The 13,696-nt window shown below is 60.7% G+C and carries 14 protein-coding genes; 8 read left to right on the plus strand and 6 right to left on the minus strand.

The features are described from left to right. Positions 1-177 precede the first annotated feature (177 nt). From BMZ66_RS15615 to BMZ66_RS15625, 3 genes are all read left to right on the plus strand, one after another. Positions 178-1,371 (plus strand): MFS transporter, encoded by a 1,194-nt coding sequence (locus tag BMZ66_RS15615; RefSeq protein ID WP_234795117.1) that lies wholly within the window; start codon positions 178-180, stop codon positions 1,369-1,371. Positions 1,372-1,842: 471 nt separating this feature from the next. Then, on the plus strand, positions 1,843-2,445 hold the full coding sequence (locus BMZ66_RS15620) for a hypothetical protein (RefSeq protein WP_092675587.1): 603 nt from the start codon (positions 1,843-1,845) through the stop codon (positions 2,443-2,445). Positions 2,446-2,757: 312 nt separating this feature from the next. After that, complete coding sequence (locus tag BMZ66_RS15625) at positions 2,758-3,132, plus strand: cupin domain-containing protein (RefSeq protein WP_092675591.1); 375 nt, start codon at positions 2,758-2,760, stop codon at positions 3,130-3,132. A gap of 93 nt (positions 3,133-3,225) precedes the next feature. Here BMZ66_RS15625 and BMZ66_RS15630 read toward each other — a convergent pair whose 3' ends face one another. Continuing rightward, the gene (locus BMZ66_RS15630; protein WP_234795118.1) at positions 3,226-4,131 is read right to left on the minus strand and encodes a mechanosensitive ion channel family protein; all 906 of its coding nucleotides are present in this window, start codon (positions 4,129-4,131) and stop codon (positions 3,226-3,228) included. Positions 4,132-4,448: 317 nt separating this feature from the next. On the opposite strand from BMZ66_RS15630, the gene BMZ66_RS15635 reads away from it, so the two are divergent. The 3 genes from BMZ66_RS15635 (at position 4,449) to BMZ66_RS15645 (ending at position 6,914) form a co-directional block, all read left to right on the plus strand. After that, complete coding sequence (locus BMZ66_RS15635) at positions 4,449-4,880, plus strand: STAS/SEC14 domain-containing protein (RefSeq protein WP_177204758.1); 432 nt, start codon at positions 4,449-4,451, stop codon at positions 4,878-4,880. Between the two features lie 170 nt (positions 4,881-5,050). Further along, positions 5,051-6,322 (plus strand): serpin family protein, encoded by a 1,272-nt coding sequence (locus BMZ66_RS15640; RefSeq protein WP_092675601.1) that lies wholly within the window; start codon positions 5,051-5,053, stop codon positions 6,320-6,322. 241 nt (positions 6,323-6,563) lie between these two features. Then, positions 6,564-6,914, plus strand: a complete 351-nt coding sequence (locus tag BMZ66_RS15645) for a DUF3140 domain-containing protein (RefSeq protein ID WP_092675604.1) — start codon at positions 6,564-6,566, stop codon at positions 6,912-6,914. Between the two features lie 48 nt (positions 6,915-6,962). Here BMZ66_RS15645 and BMZ66_RS15650 read toward each other — a convergent pair whose 3' ends face one another. Then, complete coding sequence (locus BMZ66_RS15650) at positions 6,963-7,859, minus strand: diacylglycerol/lipid kinase family protein (RefSeq protein WP_234795119.1); 897 nt, start codon at positions 7,857-7,859, stop codon at positions 6,963-6,965. A gap of 166 nt (positions 7,860-8,025) precedes the next feature. Here BMZ66_RS15650 and BMZ66_RS15655 point away from each other — a divergent pair, with 166 nt between their 5' ends. After that, positions 8,026-9,030 (plus strand): App1 family protein phosphatidate phosphatase, encoded by a 1,005-nt coding sequence (locus tag BMZ66_RS15655; RefSeq protein WP_092675607.1) that lies wholly within the window; start codon positions 8,026-8,028, stop codon positions 9,028-9,030. Positions 9,031-9,299: 269 nt separating this feature from the next. Here BMZ66_RS15655 and BMZ66_RS15660 read toward each other — a convergent pair whose 3' ends face one another. Next, positions 9,300-10,616 (minus strand): glycoside hydrolase family 28 protein, encoded by a 1,317-nt coding sequence (locus tag BMZ66_RS15660; RefSeq protein WP_092675610.1) that lies wholly within the window; start codon positions 10,614-10,616, stop codon positions 9,300-9,302. A gap of 518 nt (positions 10,617-11,134) precedes the next feature. Between BMZ66_RS15660 and BMZ66_RS15665 the strand changes: the two genes are divergently transcribed. Continuing rightward, complete coding sequence (locus BMZ66_RS15665; RefSeq protein ID WP_177204759.1) at positions 11,135-12,154, plus strand: OmpA family protein; 1,020 nt, start codon at positions 11,135-11,137, stop codon at positions 12,152-12,154. 19 nt (positions 12,155-12,173) lie between these two features. Here BMZ66_RS15665 and BMZ66_RS15670 read toward each other — a convergent pair whose 3' ends face one another. The 3 genes from BMZ66_RS15670 to BMZ66_RS15680 are packed head-to-tail and all read right to left on the minus strand — an operon-like array spanning position 12,174 to position 13,637. Continuing rightward, positions 12,174-12,713 (minus strand): dihydrofolate reductase family protein, encoded by a 540-nt coding sequence (locus BMZ66_RS15670; protein ID WP_092675616.1) that lies wholly within the window; start codon positions 12,711-12,713, stop codon positions 12,174-12,176. Between the two features lie 53 nt (positions 12,714-12,766). Then, entirely contained in the window at positions 12,767-13,201 is a 435-nt protein-coding gene (locus BMZ66_RS15675) for a VOC family protein (protein WP_092675619.1), read from the minus strand. Continuing rightward, positions 13,188-13,637 carry a DoxX family protein gene (locus tag BMZ66_RS15680; protein WP_092675622.1) on the minus strand — a complete coding sequence of 150 codons (450 nt, stop codon included), beginning with the start codon at positions 13,635-13,637 and terminating at the stop codon, positions 13,188-13,190. The genes BMZ66_RS15675 and BMZ66_RS15680 overlap by 14 nt, the downstream gene beginning before the upstream one ends. Between the last annotated feature and the right edge of the window lie 59 nt (positions 13,638-13,696).

Consider the following 13,696-nt stretch of genomic DNA (forward strand, 5'->3'; position numbering starts at 1 on the left):
CGTCGATATCCCCAATGACGGAGTGCCGAGGCCATCCAACTGCATACGGGCAATAACAGAAGCTGACTGATATAGCAGCATTTTCTAATCTTAATGACCACACTTGCCCCGTAGCTCTTTGGGGCCTTTGGCGTAGGTTTATACCGGTTTTTTGCCGCTGTTTACTCGCTCTGCTACTTGTCGTCCTCCACCAACTTGCGGCCCCGTTGGGTGCTGCCTACCATCGTTTTTGCGCAGTTCGCCTGCACCTCGCTGTGGTTTGCGGGCAATGCCGTGCTGCCCGATTTGCTGCGCGATGCCGGGCTGGTGGGTACCTCGCTGGGCGCAGTGGTTTCGGCGGTGCAGCTGGGGTTTATTGTGGGTACGCTGGCATTTGGCCTGCTCCGGCTGGCCGACCGTGTGCCGCCGGCGCGGTTGTTTCTGCTGTGCGCCGTGGCCGGCAGCCTCACCAATGCAGCCCTGCTGCTGCCGGGGCCCACGCCTGCCTTGGTGTTGGGGCTGCGCTTTGCCACGGGGCTGTGCCTGGCGGGCATCTATCCGGTGGGCATGAAAATAGCGGCCGATTATTACGAGAACGGCCTGGGCCGGGCCCTGGGCTACCTGGTGGGTGCGCTGGTGCTGGGCACGGCGCTGCCCCACCTGCTGCGGCTGCTGGCTGCCGACTTCGCCTGGCAGGCCGTGGTACTGGCTACCTCGGGCCTGGCACTTTCGGGCGGACTACTGCTGTGGCTGTTGGTGCCAAACGGGCCGTTTCGGCGGCCGGGTGCCCGCTTGCAGCTGGCCGCGGCCTGGGACGTATTCCGCGAGCGGCCGTTTCGGCAGGCGGCGCTGGGGTACTTCGGGCACATGTGGGAGCTCTACACGTTCTGGGCGTTTGTGCCGCTGCTGCTGGCCACGCACGCCCGGCTGCACCCGGAGCCCGGGCCAGTGGGCCCGGGCTGGGCTTTTGGGCTGATTGCGGCGGGGGCGCCGGCCTGCGTGGCGGGCGGCTACCTGGCCCGGCGCTGGGGCAGCCTGGGCACGGCGCGGGCGGCGCTGGCCGTATCGGGGGCGTGCTGCCTGCTCAGCCCGCTGCTGCTGGCGCTGCCGCGGCCGGCCTTCGGTGTGGGCGTGCTGGTGTGGGGCATGGCCGTGGTAGCCGATTCGCCGCAGTTTTCGGCGCTGGTGGCGCAGCGTGCGCCGGCAGCGGCCACGGGCACAGCGCTCACGCTCGTTACGTGTCTGGGGTTTGCGCTCACCATCGTCAGTCTGCAAGCTTTTGCCGGCTTGCAGCCTTACGTGGAGGCGCGTTATCTGTTTCTACTGCTGGTGCCCGGGCCGGTGCTAGGGCTGCTGGCTACCCGCCGGGCTGCCAAACGCGCCACTGCCTGATGCCCGTAGATGAAGGCCAATTCATGAAATTTCTAAATAAAAAGACCGTCATGACGAGCATTCTGCGCATCAAGCAGAGACCGAGACATTGCGCCCGTTTCGCCTGCCTCGCGTCTGTCACGCTGAGCTTGCGAAGCAACTTCTCACGTTTCAACAATTAGTTCTGCTGGGATAAGGTGCTTCGCGAGCTCAGCATGACAGGCAGGTGGATTACTACCGCACACGAGATGTCTCGGTCTCTGCTTGATGCGCAGAATGCTCGACATGACGGTTAGGAAGTGACCCGTTTTTTTGGTCTGAGAACAAGTTTGAAGGGCAGACACACGAAGACCCGTATTTGCCGCTCGCCTCTAACCCGCTTTCCGGGAACATTCACGGGCTGGTCGAGCCAGAAACGACGTTTGGCGAGAAGCTCCGGCTGGCGTCTTCGCACCGTGTACCTTGCTGCTTATAATTCTCAATTTGACCCACATGAAACCTTTCTACTTAGTTTTCGGTGGAGCTGCGCTGTTGCTGGCCGCCTGCAACCAGACCGCACCCGCTACCGAGCAGCCCGCCGCTGCGCCCGCCACTACTGCTACTACCGAATCGGCTGTGCCGCCTCTCGTCAACGTAGATTCTGCTGCTGCGCCGGCCGATAAAGTAGCCACCGCGCCTGCGCCCGTCGCGCCCACCCTGGCTCAGCCCGAAGCCCTGAAAGCTTCCTTTAGCTTCAAGCCTGCGCCCGACCCCGACGACCCCAGCCACCCCAAAACCAGTGTGCACCTCGTACTGCAGGGCACTAAGCCCATGGATATCGACCTGGGCAAATTTGCTGGCCGGCCCGATGTAGTTGATGCCGCTAAGGCTAGGCAAGCCGGCTTTCCCAAGGACATGCTCATGGGCTTCCGCAGCTACCACGCCGCCTCCGGCACCAGCTCCGATTTGGCAGTGCTCAACGTGAGCGGGCGCCGCCTTCGGGTGGTGCAGCGGCGCGTGGAGGAAACTGCTTCCGAGCCCGGTACTTTCGAAACCTCGCGCGAGATTCCCCTGCCCGCCAAAACTGCTGTGGTGGCTAGCCCAAACGGCCAATAAATAGTCCTGTTAATAGTCTGAGAGGCTTCGGCTATAGAGGTGACAGTCGGAGCTTTTGCAGCTGTTTCCACGCCAAGGAGTAGTAGCGCGACCGTGCCCGGTAGGAACTTTGTAGTTCGCGTCCCGGAACGACACCCGAACGATTTGCAAACGGCGCGGGGATGCGAACTGCAAAGTGCCTGCCGGGCACGGTCGCGCTACGGCGTATTGCGTCAGTTGCCCCAGATAGCTCTAGCTGGACGGCCCCGCTTCCGTGACCTAACCCGAGCAGTAAGAATCAAGGCAACCAGTTTTTAATTTGTAAGTTGAGGCATGAATACGAACACGCTTCTGAGCCCGCTGAAGGGCGCCACGCGCCGCGAAGTAGGCGGCGTGCAAGTTGATGTAGTGAAGACCGGCAATGCACGGGTCAAGCGCATAGTGTACCCGCAGGGCTTTCGCTGGTCGATAAACCTCAAGAACGTGGTCGGGACCGAGCTGTGCATGCACGCGCATGTCGGCTTTCTGGCCAGCGGGCAAATTGACATTCAATATGCCGACGGCACCCTCGAGCGGTTTGTGGCGCCCCAGGCCGTGGCCATCGCGCCCGGCCACGACGGCTGGGTGGTGGGCAATGAACCCGCCATTCTCATCGAGTTCGACTTTGAGGGCGAGACCGTGGAGCGCCTGGGATTGAAACGAGAGTAAGGTCGAGCGGCGCTTTTCGATATGATTTAGAAGCGTCCTATACACCTCGGTTTTGCGGCTGAGCCGGGCCTGGCGCCCTGGTGGCCGGCTTGCTTACTGGTCGCCATCGGGACGCTTGGGCTCCAGCGCAGGGGCCAGCATAGCCGTGGCTTCGGGGTGCAGGTGTAGGGTACGAATCGGGAACGGAATGGAAATGCCGTGGTCATCAAATGCCCGCTTGATGCGGATGATGGCCTCGCTGCGGGCACTCACGTAGTCGAACTGCCGGCGGTAGGGCACCCAAAAGCGCACCTGAAACGTGATGGCGCTTTCGGCAAAAGCCGTGAACATGACTTCCAGCGGCCGCTCGGGCACAAGCTCCGGAATGGCGCTCACGGCCTTCTGTACCACCTGCTGCACCAGCTCGAGGTCGGAGTTGTAGGCCACGCCGCATTCCAGGTCTACGCGGCGCATGGTTTGCTGGGTGAAGTTGATGAGTGGGTTTTCGAACACCTTGCGGTTGGGCATAATCACCAGCTCGCCGGTGGTTTGGCGGATGTTGAGTGTGCGCAGGCTGATGCGCTCGATGGTGCCGAAAAACTTATCGGTTTCAATGACGTCGCCCACGTTGAAGGGGCGCTGCACGGCAATAATGACGCCGCTGATGAAGTTGGCCGCAATGTCCTGAAACGCGAAACCCAGCGCTAAGCCGATGATGCCGACACCGGCGAGCAGCGAGGTCACGGTTTTGTCGAGGTTGAGGACCGTAAGCACGAAGAACGTCCCCACCAGCAGGGTGAAGATGTAGAGCATCGTGGTGAGCAGGTTGTTGAGGGTGTCGCTGGCCGACACCCGGGGCAGCACCCGGCGCACCACCCGCCGCACGATGCGGGCGCCCACAAAAGTGAGAATTAACAAGATAGCCGCCACCACCAGGTTGGGCAGCATCACTATCAGCTGGCGAAACCAAACCAGCAGCTTGCCGGATAATAAATCAAAAGCGCGTTCAACTTCGGTCACAACAGCAAACATAAATAGGGGCAAATCAGCAAGGGAATTGGTCCAAGATACGGCCCAAGCCCGGCAGCAGCGGGGGAGTGGGGCAGGGCAAGTACCGTGCATCGTAGCAACGGGTGGAGCTGGGAGGCCGCCAGGCAACCCCAAATTTCCAGTCGCCAAGCGCTAGGTATTCGCCACTGTTGGGCCAACGCCAAGTTTGGTTTCCCTTGCCGCGGGCCTCTTATCCTTCGCACCACTGAGGAGCTTGGATGTTTAAATGGCTACAATTTCTCATTCCCAGACAAAACATGCCGGGCCTGCTTTTGCTTTTATTGGCCATGTATTCAACTGTTGAACTTGCCACGCGCATTATTTCCTTTCGAGCCGATTTGGATGTTATGGTGGTGCGGTGGCACACGCACGCTTCGCTGGAGGGGGTGCAAGCCGACTACGCCCACATGCTGGAGCTAGCCAAAGCGTACCAAACCAGCGACTGGCTGCTGGACGTCCGGCGCCGTGATAAAGTGAGTGCCGAGCTCAGCGCCTGGGCCAGTGGGGTTTATTACCAACAAGCCGCCGCCGAGCTGGCGCCCCGCCGTCTACGCATCGCCGTGCTCAATTCTCCAGCTCTTACGGAAATATACCGGACCGATGAAGAGCATAAAAAGCACGTAGAATACGTGTTGGACCCAGCCCGCCCGTTCGATATGCGGGTATTCGACGACGAAGGCGAGGCCATGCGCTGGCTGAGCCCCGTGTACCTGAGCTAAGCCCATTACGTCCTTGTTGCAGTAGCAAGTGGTTCAAAGCCCAGTATCTTAGTCGGCAACAGGAAAAAGAGCCCCGACGGCCTGCAACCATTGTGTTGCCCCGCCGGTCAGATGCAGCAGAGGCGCTTGCCTCCGGTGCCCTTCTACTCATTTCTCCAATACCCTGCCGTATGTCACGCAACCAGTTCGCATCCGTGTTTCTGAGCTTGGCCACTAGTACCCTGCTCTTGCTGGGTTGCCAGAAACAATCGGCCGAGCCTGCCACCGACGAGCCCACCATCGACGAGCCTACTACTAATGCGCCCAACCTGCGCCCCCTCACCGCGGCCGAGCGCAGCACCGTGGGCAGTGCCAATGACTTTGCGTTTCGGGCGTTTGCCGCGCTGCGAAGCAGGACCATTGCCGCCGAAAACCTGTGCATTTCGCCGTTGAGCGTGTCGGCAGCCCTCACCATGGCCTACAACGGCGCCGACGGCAGCACCAAAGCTGCCATGAAGGAAACGCTGGGCTTCACACCGCAAACCGATGCTGAAGTCAATGGCTCCTACAAGTCGTTGTTCGAGTTGCTTACCGGCATCGACAAAAAGGTGACTTTTACCACCGCCAATTCCATCTGGCACGGGAAACAGTACCAGCTAGCCACCCCGTTTGTGCAGCAAAACCATACCTCCTTCGGGGCCACGGTGCAGGCGGTTGATTTCGCCTTGCCCACGGCCAAGGACGCCATCAATAGCTGGGTGAGTGGCAAGACCCAGGGCAAGATTAGCGACATTATCCAGCAGACCAGTGCCGATGACGTGATGTATCTAGTTAATGCGCTCTACTTCAAAGGCAGCTGGACTTACCGCATCGACCCGCAGCTAACTCGCCCTGCACCTTTCACCCTGGAAGACGGCCAGTCTAAAACCGTGAACATGATGCGCCTGACGAAGGGCAAGTACCTGCGCTATGCAGATGCTCAGCAGCAGGTCATCGACCTGCCCTACGGCAACCGCCAGTATAGCATGACGCTGGTGGTACCTCGGGGCCAGACCACGCTCGCCAGCGTAGCCAGTCGCCTCACCGGTGCCCAGCTCAGCACCTGGCTGGCCGGGGCCGACACCACCAGCCTGGAGCTGCGCCTGCCCAAGTTCCGCCTGGAATACGAGAAGCAACTCAACGATGCGCTGACAAGCATGGGCATGGGCGTAGCCTTCACCAATCAAGCCAATTTTTCGCGCATGTTGGCCGGTAATGCCACCAATTTGAAAATCAGTGCCGTTAAGCACAAGACTTACCTTGATGTGAACGAGGAAGGTACGGAGGCTGCGGCCGTAACTTCTGTGGGCGTGATAACCACATCGGTGCCGCAACCGGTAGAGGTAAACCGGCCCTTTCTGTTCCTTCTTCGAGAGAAGTCTTCGAACGCTATTTTATTTATCGGGCAGGTCACCAACCCCTAGCGTCAGGCGGGTTTGCAGGCCTGTCTGGCCAAGGTTAGCCCTTGCTCCTGTGTAGGAGCAAGGGCTTTTATTTGCTCCTCGGGTGGTCGCGCGGCTACTCGTTGCACTGTATCACTAGAGCCAGCAGGCCATGGCTCAAGAGCAGCCTTTCCACAGCACAGTGTTCTTCCTAAACGGAACCATGCACCGGTTTGCTGGTTATGCCTATCCACATTTTCTTCCATCAAATCCCTTTCCTAACATGGCAGCAGCATCTAATTCCGACGACATCTACACCACTTTTAAGGAGGACGTCAACATGACGGCCTCGGAAATTGAGAAGTGGCTGAAAACCGATGAGTCCAAGTCCGTAGGCCAGGACAGCGGCGACGGCACCAGCATCGGCCGTCACTCCGGCGAGCGCATCGTCGACATTCTGCACAAGAAAAAAGCCGACCTCACGCCCGACGACGAAGCCCACATGCACAAGGTGCACAGCTACGTGAGCCGCCACTCGGCGCAAGGCCCACACGATGCGGCCGACATAGAAACTTCGCGCTGGCGCTACTCCCTCATGAACTGGGGCCACGACCCGTTGAAGGACAAGAAGTAGCCAAGTTTACGATAAAAACTCCCCTCCTTTTCTAAGGAGGGGAGTTTTTTATTTCTCTGTTTTGGCCACCAGCACCCGCAGCGCGCCAGGCTTGATAGCGGCCTCCACGTGGTTGGTGCGGCCCCGGTACTCGCCATCAACCTGCAGTTCGACGCGCCGCTTCACTTCCAGGTTTACGGCGGTGGTGCTGAAAATCTCTACCGCCCCGGGGTCGAAGGGGCGGAAGCGCCAGAACATCTTCAGCAGCTCACGGCCCACCAGGCGCCGTAGCACTACCACTTCAAACTTGCCGTCGGACACATCGCCGTCGGGGTTGATGGTGGCGCCCGTGCCGTAGACGCGGGCATTGGCCAGCACCACCATGAAGGCGGTGCGCTCCACTTCCTCGTCGTCGCACTGGATGCGCACCCGCATGTGGCGGCGCCGCAGCAGCGACCAGAAAGCGGCCCGCGCGTAGCCCAGCATGCCGCGCCAGTTGTGGCTTTGGGCGTGGCGCACCAGTTGGGCGTTCAGGCCAATGTCGCTCAGGTGCAGGCACAGGTCGGTGCCGTTGATGTAGATGACGTCGACGGCTTTTTCGTGGCCACTCACGGCGATGTTGAGGGCCTCGGTAGGGTCAGGCGGAAGGTCCAGTTCCTTGGCCATGCCGTTGGCCGAGCCCGCGGGGAGCACAGCCAACGGCAGGTTGGCGGCAATGGCTTGTTCGGCTACGATTTTGACGGTGCCGTCGCCACCCACAGCCACTAGGCGGTCGGGCTGGTCTTTTTCGATGCGGGCCTTGAGGGCTGCGCCGTCGTCATGGCCGGTGAGCTCCAGCAGGTCGGCGCGGTGGGGGAGGGGCTCGAAATACTCGCGGATAGTGGCCGGCCAGTCCGTCTTCTCGGCGCTGCCCGAGGCGGGGTTCACCACGAAGAGAAAGCGCAGGGGAGCAGATGGCGTAGGCATGAGCTTCGGACTTGGTTTTCAATGAAGGTATCTGCCGCGCTTGCCCAGCTGGTCAGGCCCAGCCGGGGCCGTTCAAATGGGCAGGGAGCAGGCAACGAGTCATCCAATCGGTCTTCTTCGCCGTAACGGTTTTCAGCTTTCCACGGCTGAATATTTCTTTGTCCGAATGACCGAAAAACTCCTGGCCCGCTTCCGCCTCACCCGGCAGCCCACCCTGAAGCTGTACCGCGGCTTTGGCAGCCCCACCTGCGTGGTAATGCAGGGCCACGCGTTCCGGCAAAGTCCGCTGGCGCGCCGCTACAATCGGGTAAACTTCTGGGCCAACGCCTGGGGCCTGCTGCGCCTGTTTCTGGTGCGGCCCTGGGCCGATGTGCCGGTGCGCGTGACTGTGGCCGGCCAAACTGCCGGCGCCCGCACCGACGCCGATGGTTTCTTCCGCTTCGAGCTGGAGCTGCCTGCGCCACTGCCGGCCGGCTGGCACCCGGCCCTGGCCGAGCTGCTCGACGCCAACACCGGCGCCCGCCTTGCCCATGCCACCGCCGAGGTGCACGTGCCCTACGAAACGCCCTACGCCTTCATTTCCGACATAGACGACACCTTTCTGGTCTCGCATTCGGCCACGCGCTGGCAGCGGTTGTGGGTGCTGCTGAGTCGCAACGCCCGCAGCCGAGCGCCTTTTGCCGACGTGGCCGCTCACTACCAATGGCTGGCCCAGGCCGGCCCGGCAACGCCCGCCCGCCCCAATGCCTTCTTCTACGTGAGCAGCAGCGAGTGGAACCTCTACGACTTCATCATGGAGTTTGCCGACCTCAACCGCATGCCCAAGGGCGTGTTTCAGCTCAGCCAGCTCAAGCGCCTGAGCCAGCTGCGCCAAACCGGCCAGAACAAGCACGCCACCAAGCTCGACCGCATCGTGCGCATTTTCGCGGCCTGCCCCGGCATGCGCTTCGTGCTGCTCGGCGACGACTCCCAGCACGACCCCGGCATTTACGAGGCCGTGGTGAAGCGCTTCCCGGGGCGCGTGCGGGCGGTGTATATCCGGCAGGTGCACGCCAGGGGCCGGGCAATGGCAGAGGCGGCTTTGGCCGAAATCAAGCGGGCGGGGGTGGAGACGTGCTACTTCGAGCACAGCCGCGATGCGTTGCAGCATTCGCAGAAAATGGAGTTGTAAAGAGGTTGGAGTTGTGGCTGCATGCTGCCTCAACTCACGCAGCAAAAAGCCCCGTCAGCTATGGGTTCGTGCTTGTCCGCATTAGTAGGGTAGCTCTTGCCAGCCGCTGAAACGGCCCGGTCCGACCGCCCTAGGCGGTCCGACCGGTTGTCGTAACAACGATTTCCGCCGCCCAAAAATCGGTCGGACCGCCTAGGGCGGTCGGACCGGAGCAACGACCTAAAGCCAGCTACTGGCGGAGCTTTTGTGGCTTGCTGCTGCTTCAGAAATCAATCAGGCATCAAGGGTTTCACGGCTTGGCCTTGCTGCACACCCTGCGCTTTCAGCGGCGCACCGTTGAGGGTGACGTTCTCAAATTTCACGTCTGGGTACTTGTTTGGGAAGGCTGGGGTTTCAGCCGTGGCCACCACGTTTTTGAAGGTAATGTTCGACACCTTGTCGGTGGAGTTGCCATTGAGTACCGCAAACTGCTTGCAGTTCACCTTGACATTGGAAACAGTGATGTTGCGGATGGTGCCAAAGGGCTTCTCCTCGCTGCCGGCCATGTTGAAAAACTGCGTCCACGGCGACAGCGTGACGATGGTGCCGCAGTGGCCAGTCACGTTCTCAATGGTGATGTTTTCATACACTTGGTAGGTGTCGGGGCGCATCTTGAACAGCAGCAGAGGCCGGTCGTTTTCCACCTTGCAGTTGCGCATCGTGATGCGGTTGGCGTGGATGCATTCGCTGCCGCAGGTCAGGGCCGCGTGCACGGCGCCGAAGGTGCAGCCTTCTATCAACACGTCCTCAATGGGGCCGTTTTCCGGCAGCTTGTGGGCATTGGGGCCTTTGCCGCCCTTGATGGCAATGGCGTCGTCGTTGACGGAAATGTAGCAGTTGCGGACGGTTACTTTCTTGCACACATCGATGTCGATGCCATCGGTGCTGGGGGCCTTCACCGGCTGGAAAGGCGAGCGGATGTCGCAGCCCTCAATGAGCACGTTGTTGCACTGGTACAGGTGCGTGGTCCAGAACCCGGCATTGTGCAGCTTCGCGTTTTTGATGGTCACGTTGTTGCTGCCCCAAATGAAAACCAGCCGCGGCCGGTGCACCTCCAGGTTGGTCGACGCCTTGCCAATCTTTTGCATGGAGTCGCGGTGGGCCCAGAAGGTTTTCCAAAACCGCAGGCCGTTGCCGTCGATGGTGCCGGGGCCGGTGATGCTGAAGTTATCAACCTGCTTTGCGTTGACGAGGGCCGCGTAATAGTCGAGGTTCTGGCCCTCCATGCGCGACGGCACCAGGGGGTAGTCCGCAATGTTATCTGAGCCTTTGAGCTTGGCGCCGGCCTGCAGCCGCAGCTGGGTTTTGGGCTTGAAAAACAGTGCTCCGCTCAGGAACACGCCCTTGGGCACCACCACCGTACCCCCACCGTTGGCATTGGCTTGGTCAATGGCTTTCTGAATGGCCTGGGTATTTAGCTTGGTGCTATCGGTGCTGGCCCCAAACCGGGTGATGACGTACTCCTTGGGGGCCGCGGCCTTCTTCGGGTGGAAGGGCAGCGAAAAAGCAGCCCACCAAATGGATAGCAGCGTAATTATGATTTTCATAGGGCGGGGAAAGATGGTGACTCAGCAAAGAAGGGCGTTCTCCCAGGGAGTACTGTTCTGTAGTCACCTGATAGGTGGTTTTTGTAGAGCCCTTCTCCAAACTGCTTCAGCAGCTACATCGTCTTGTTACCCTCTTCTAAAGTCAATCGACAGCGACTGGGGCAGCAATGATTCAGGCAGTGGCAACTGAGCTAAAAAAGCTTCAGCGGAGCGTGTTACCAATCTAAAGCCGCATCAGTCGTTTTAAGAATCATCAATTTATTTGCAACGCCACTTGCCTTACACAAAGCGCCGTCGCATTTGCACGACATTGGCGTGCCTGACGAGCGGATAGTGAAAAGCATTGGCGAAGGCAGGAGCTTGGCGGAGCAGCTGTAGCCGAGTCTTACAGTTGCTGTAGTGCCCCATAGGTATAATTGATGCACGTATGGCCTTTGCGTAAGTCAAAGCACAAGAGGCTTTTGCAACCCGCACAATATTTGCGGCATCCTATGCATTGTATCGCAAACCGCAATGCTATGGACACTTACCGGAACAACTTGTTGGGCGACGCAAGGAAGAAATGGATTGGCTTGGCCCTGGCGCTGGTGTTAGTGGCCACCCCGGGTCGGGCGCAAACCCAGGCCCTGCCCACCGGCGACGGCCTGAAGGGCGCTTACTACCGTGGCCCCAACTTCGACAGCTTTGTGCTGACCCGGCGCGATGCCACCATCGATTTCGATTGGAATTTCCGCCCACCCGGCCCGGGCTTGCCCAACGAATACTTCTCGGTGCGCTGGACCGGCTGGCTAGTAGCCCCCGCCACGGGGCGCTTCCTGTTTCACGCCCGCGTCGACGATGGCATTCGGGTGTGGATTGACGATGAGCTTATTCTGGACGAGTGGCGCCCGCAGCGGGTTCGCGACTTCACCGCCACCATCGCCTTAAACCAGGGCACCGCTTACCGCCTGAAAGTTGAGTATTTTCAGGACATTCTGCACACCCGCGCCTTCCTCAACTGGTCGCCGCCCGACGAGTCGAACACCGACCGGCGTGCCAACGCCAACGCCTCCATCCCGACCCGCTACCTCTTCAGCACGAACCCCGGCCCCGCCTTGGTCGCTGTAGTTACAACGCCGCCAGCGGCCCCTGCAGCAGTGCCGCCGCCCGCCCCAGTTGCCGACACTAGTCGCAACGCGCAGGTAGCCCGCCTGGCAAAAGGGGAGGGGCTCAACTTGCCAGAAATGTATTTCCAGCAAGGCAAGGCCATATTGCTGCCCCCTGCCCGAGCGGCCCTCAACCGCCTGGCCCCCGCGCTGCTGGCCACCCCCGACCGCCGGTTTGAAGTGCAGGGCCACACCGACAACGTGGGTACGCCCGAGCTAAACCTTCAGCTTTCCCAGCGCCGCGCCGAGGCCGTTTGCCGCTACCTCATCGCCCGCGGCGTGCCTGCCGAACAGCTGGCCCCCACGGGCTACGGCAGCACCCAACCCGTGGCCGACAACGCCGACCCCGCCCAGCGCCCGCTCAACCGCCGCGTGGTGCTGCGCCGCCTCTAAACCCGTGGGCGATGGGACGCTACGCCTGGTCGGGCTCGTAGGTGAGCAGGGCCACGCCGGTGCTGGTGGTGCGGGAGTTCACCAGCCGCAGCTTGGCTCGGCTTTCCTCTACAAACAGGCGCTTACCACTGCCCAGCACCAGTGGGTGCACCATGAGGCGGTATTCGTCGATGAGGTGGTGCGCCATCAGGGTGCGCACGAGCTGCCCGCTGCCGTAGATGAGGAGGTTGGTGCCGGGCTGCTGCTTTAGCTGGGTCACGGCTGCTACTACGTCGCCGTCGAGCAGGGAGGCGTTCCATTCCATTTCACGCAGGGTGGTCGAAGCTACGAATTTGGGCATGCTGTTCATGCGGTCGCCGAAGCCGCCGTCGCCGCCCATTTTGGGCCAGGCCGCCGCGAATCCCTCGTAGGTGATGCGGCCCAGCAGCAGGGCGTCGCTGGCGTAAAAGGCTTCGGATTGGAACTCGCCTACTTCGTCGTTGAAATAAGGGCCTGTCCAGGCGGGTTCTTCCATGATGCCGTCGAGGGTGAGGTACATGGCTACAACTATCTTTCTCATGGTGAGTTGGGCGGTGATGTGGTGGGAAATGTCAAACGCAAAATGCTGCGTATCTATAGGTTGGGGCTTGTGTCAGCAGGTGTGTAGTTGAACAGCCAGGTCTTGCCATACCGGTCGGTGATGGAGCCGAAGGTGCCCCAGAACATCTCGGCCAGTGGGTCGACCACGGTGCCGCCCGCCGCGAGCTTAGCGAATAGGGTGGTGATTTCCTCGGGGCTGTCGCAGTTCAGGCACAACGACACGGTGTTGCCCTCGGTGAGGCTGCCGACGGGACCACCGCCGCCCACATCGGAGGCCATCAGAACCAGGCTGCCGTGGGTGAGCATGGAGTGGAGCACCTTGTGGCCATCGGCGGCGGGCACTTGGTCGGCCAGGGCCGATTCGGCAAAGGACTGAACCACCAGCTCGCCGCCAAGGCAGCTCTGGTAGAAGGTCATGGCCTCGCGGCAGTTGCCTTCAAAGGAGAGGTAGGGACTAAGCTGTGGCATGGCTGGAAGGGGAAGTAGGGAGTGAGATGAAAGCAGATTCCTGCAAAGCGGAGGGGACTTGGGTAGTCGTGCGCAGGTAGTTTTTCCACAGCGAGCGCAAGCCCAGCAGCAGCGCCAGCGCCACCAGCGGCGGCAGCACTCCTTCAGCCCCTGCCTCCGAGAAATACCACGAGGCCGAGGCCCCGATAAAATTGATGGTGAAGCCCGCAAACGCCCACTCCTTGAGCACGCGCGAATAGGGCTGCAGCAGGGCCAGGGCGCCAAAAATTTTGGCAGTGCCCACAATGGTCAGCAAGTACACGGGGTAGCCCAGCTGCTGCATGGCTGCCTGACCGTTTGCCTCGCGCAGCGCACCCGCCGCGCCATCGGCCAACATAAGCAAAGAAAACAGGCCAGTGAGGCCCCAGTAAAGCCGAATTGTGGTTTTTGGTTTCATGGTATCGGGGTTTTGAGGGTGGAGAAATCGAACGTGTTTGCCGCTTTGGTGTTGCCTAA

It is taken from the genome of Hymenobacter arizonensis (assembly GCF_900115775.1).
Lineage (GTDB): Bacteria > Bacteroidota > Bacteroidia > Cytophagales > Hymenobacteraceae > Hymenobacter > Hymenobacter arizonensis.

What these genes read in the sequence shown, in the direction of transcription:
- BMZ66_RS15620 (WP_092675587.1), top strand. Translation starts at nt 1,843, where the DNA reads ATGAAACCTTTCTACTTAGTTTTCGGTGGAGCTGCGCTGTTGCTGGCC.
- BMZ66_RS15625 (WP_092675591.1), top strand. Translation starts at nt 2,758, where the DNA reads ATGAATACGAACACGCTTCTGAGCCCGCTGAAGGGCGCCACGCGCCGC.
- BMZ66_RS15635 (WP_177204758.1), top strand. Translation starts at nt 4,449, where the DNA reads ATGTATTCAACTGTTGAACTTGCCACGCGCATTATTTCCTTTCGAGCC.
- BMZ66_RS15640 (WP_092675601.1), top strand. Translation starts at nt 5,051, where the DNA reads ATGTCACGCAACCAGTTCGCATCCGTGTTTCTGAGCTTGGCCACTAGT.
- BMZ66_RS15645 (WP_092675604.1), top strand. Translation starts at nt 6,564, where the DNA reads ATGGCAGCAGCATCTAATTCCGACGACATCTACACCACTTTTAAGGAG.
- BMZ66_RS15650 (WP_234795119.1), bottom strand. Translation starts at nt 7,859, where the DNA reads ATGCCTACGCCATCTGCTCCCCTGCGCTTTCTCTTCGTGGTGAACCCC.
- BMZ66_RS15655 (WP_092675607.1), top strand. Translation starts at nt 8,026, where the DNA reads ATGACCGAAAAACTCCTGGCCCGCTTCCGCCTCACCCGGCAGCCCACC.
- BMZ66_RS15660 (WP_092675610.1), bottom strand. Translation starts at nt 10,616, where the DNA reads ATGAAAATCATAATTACGCTGCTATCCATTTGGTGGGCTGCTTTTTCG.
- BMZ66_RS15665 (WP_177204759.1), top strand. Translation starts at nt 11,135, where the DNA reads ATGGACACTTACCGGAACAACTTGTTGGGCGACGCAAGGAAGAAATGG.
- BMZ66_RS15670 (WP_092675616.1), bottom strand. Translation starts at nt 12,713, where the DNA reads ATGAGAAAGATAGTTGTAGCCATGTACCTCACCCTCGACGGCATCATG.
- BMZ66_RS15675 (WP_092675619.1), bottom strand. Translation starts at nt 13,201, where the DNA reads ATGCCACAGCTTAGTCCCTACCTCTCCTTTGAAGGCAACTGCCGCGAG.
- BMZ66_RS15680 (WP_092675622.1), bottom strand. Translation starts at nt 13,637, where the DNA reads ATGAAACCAAAAACCACAATTCGGCTTTACTGGGGCCTCACTGGCCTG.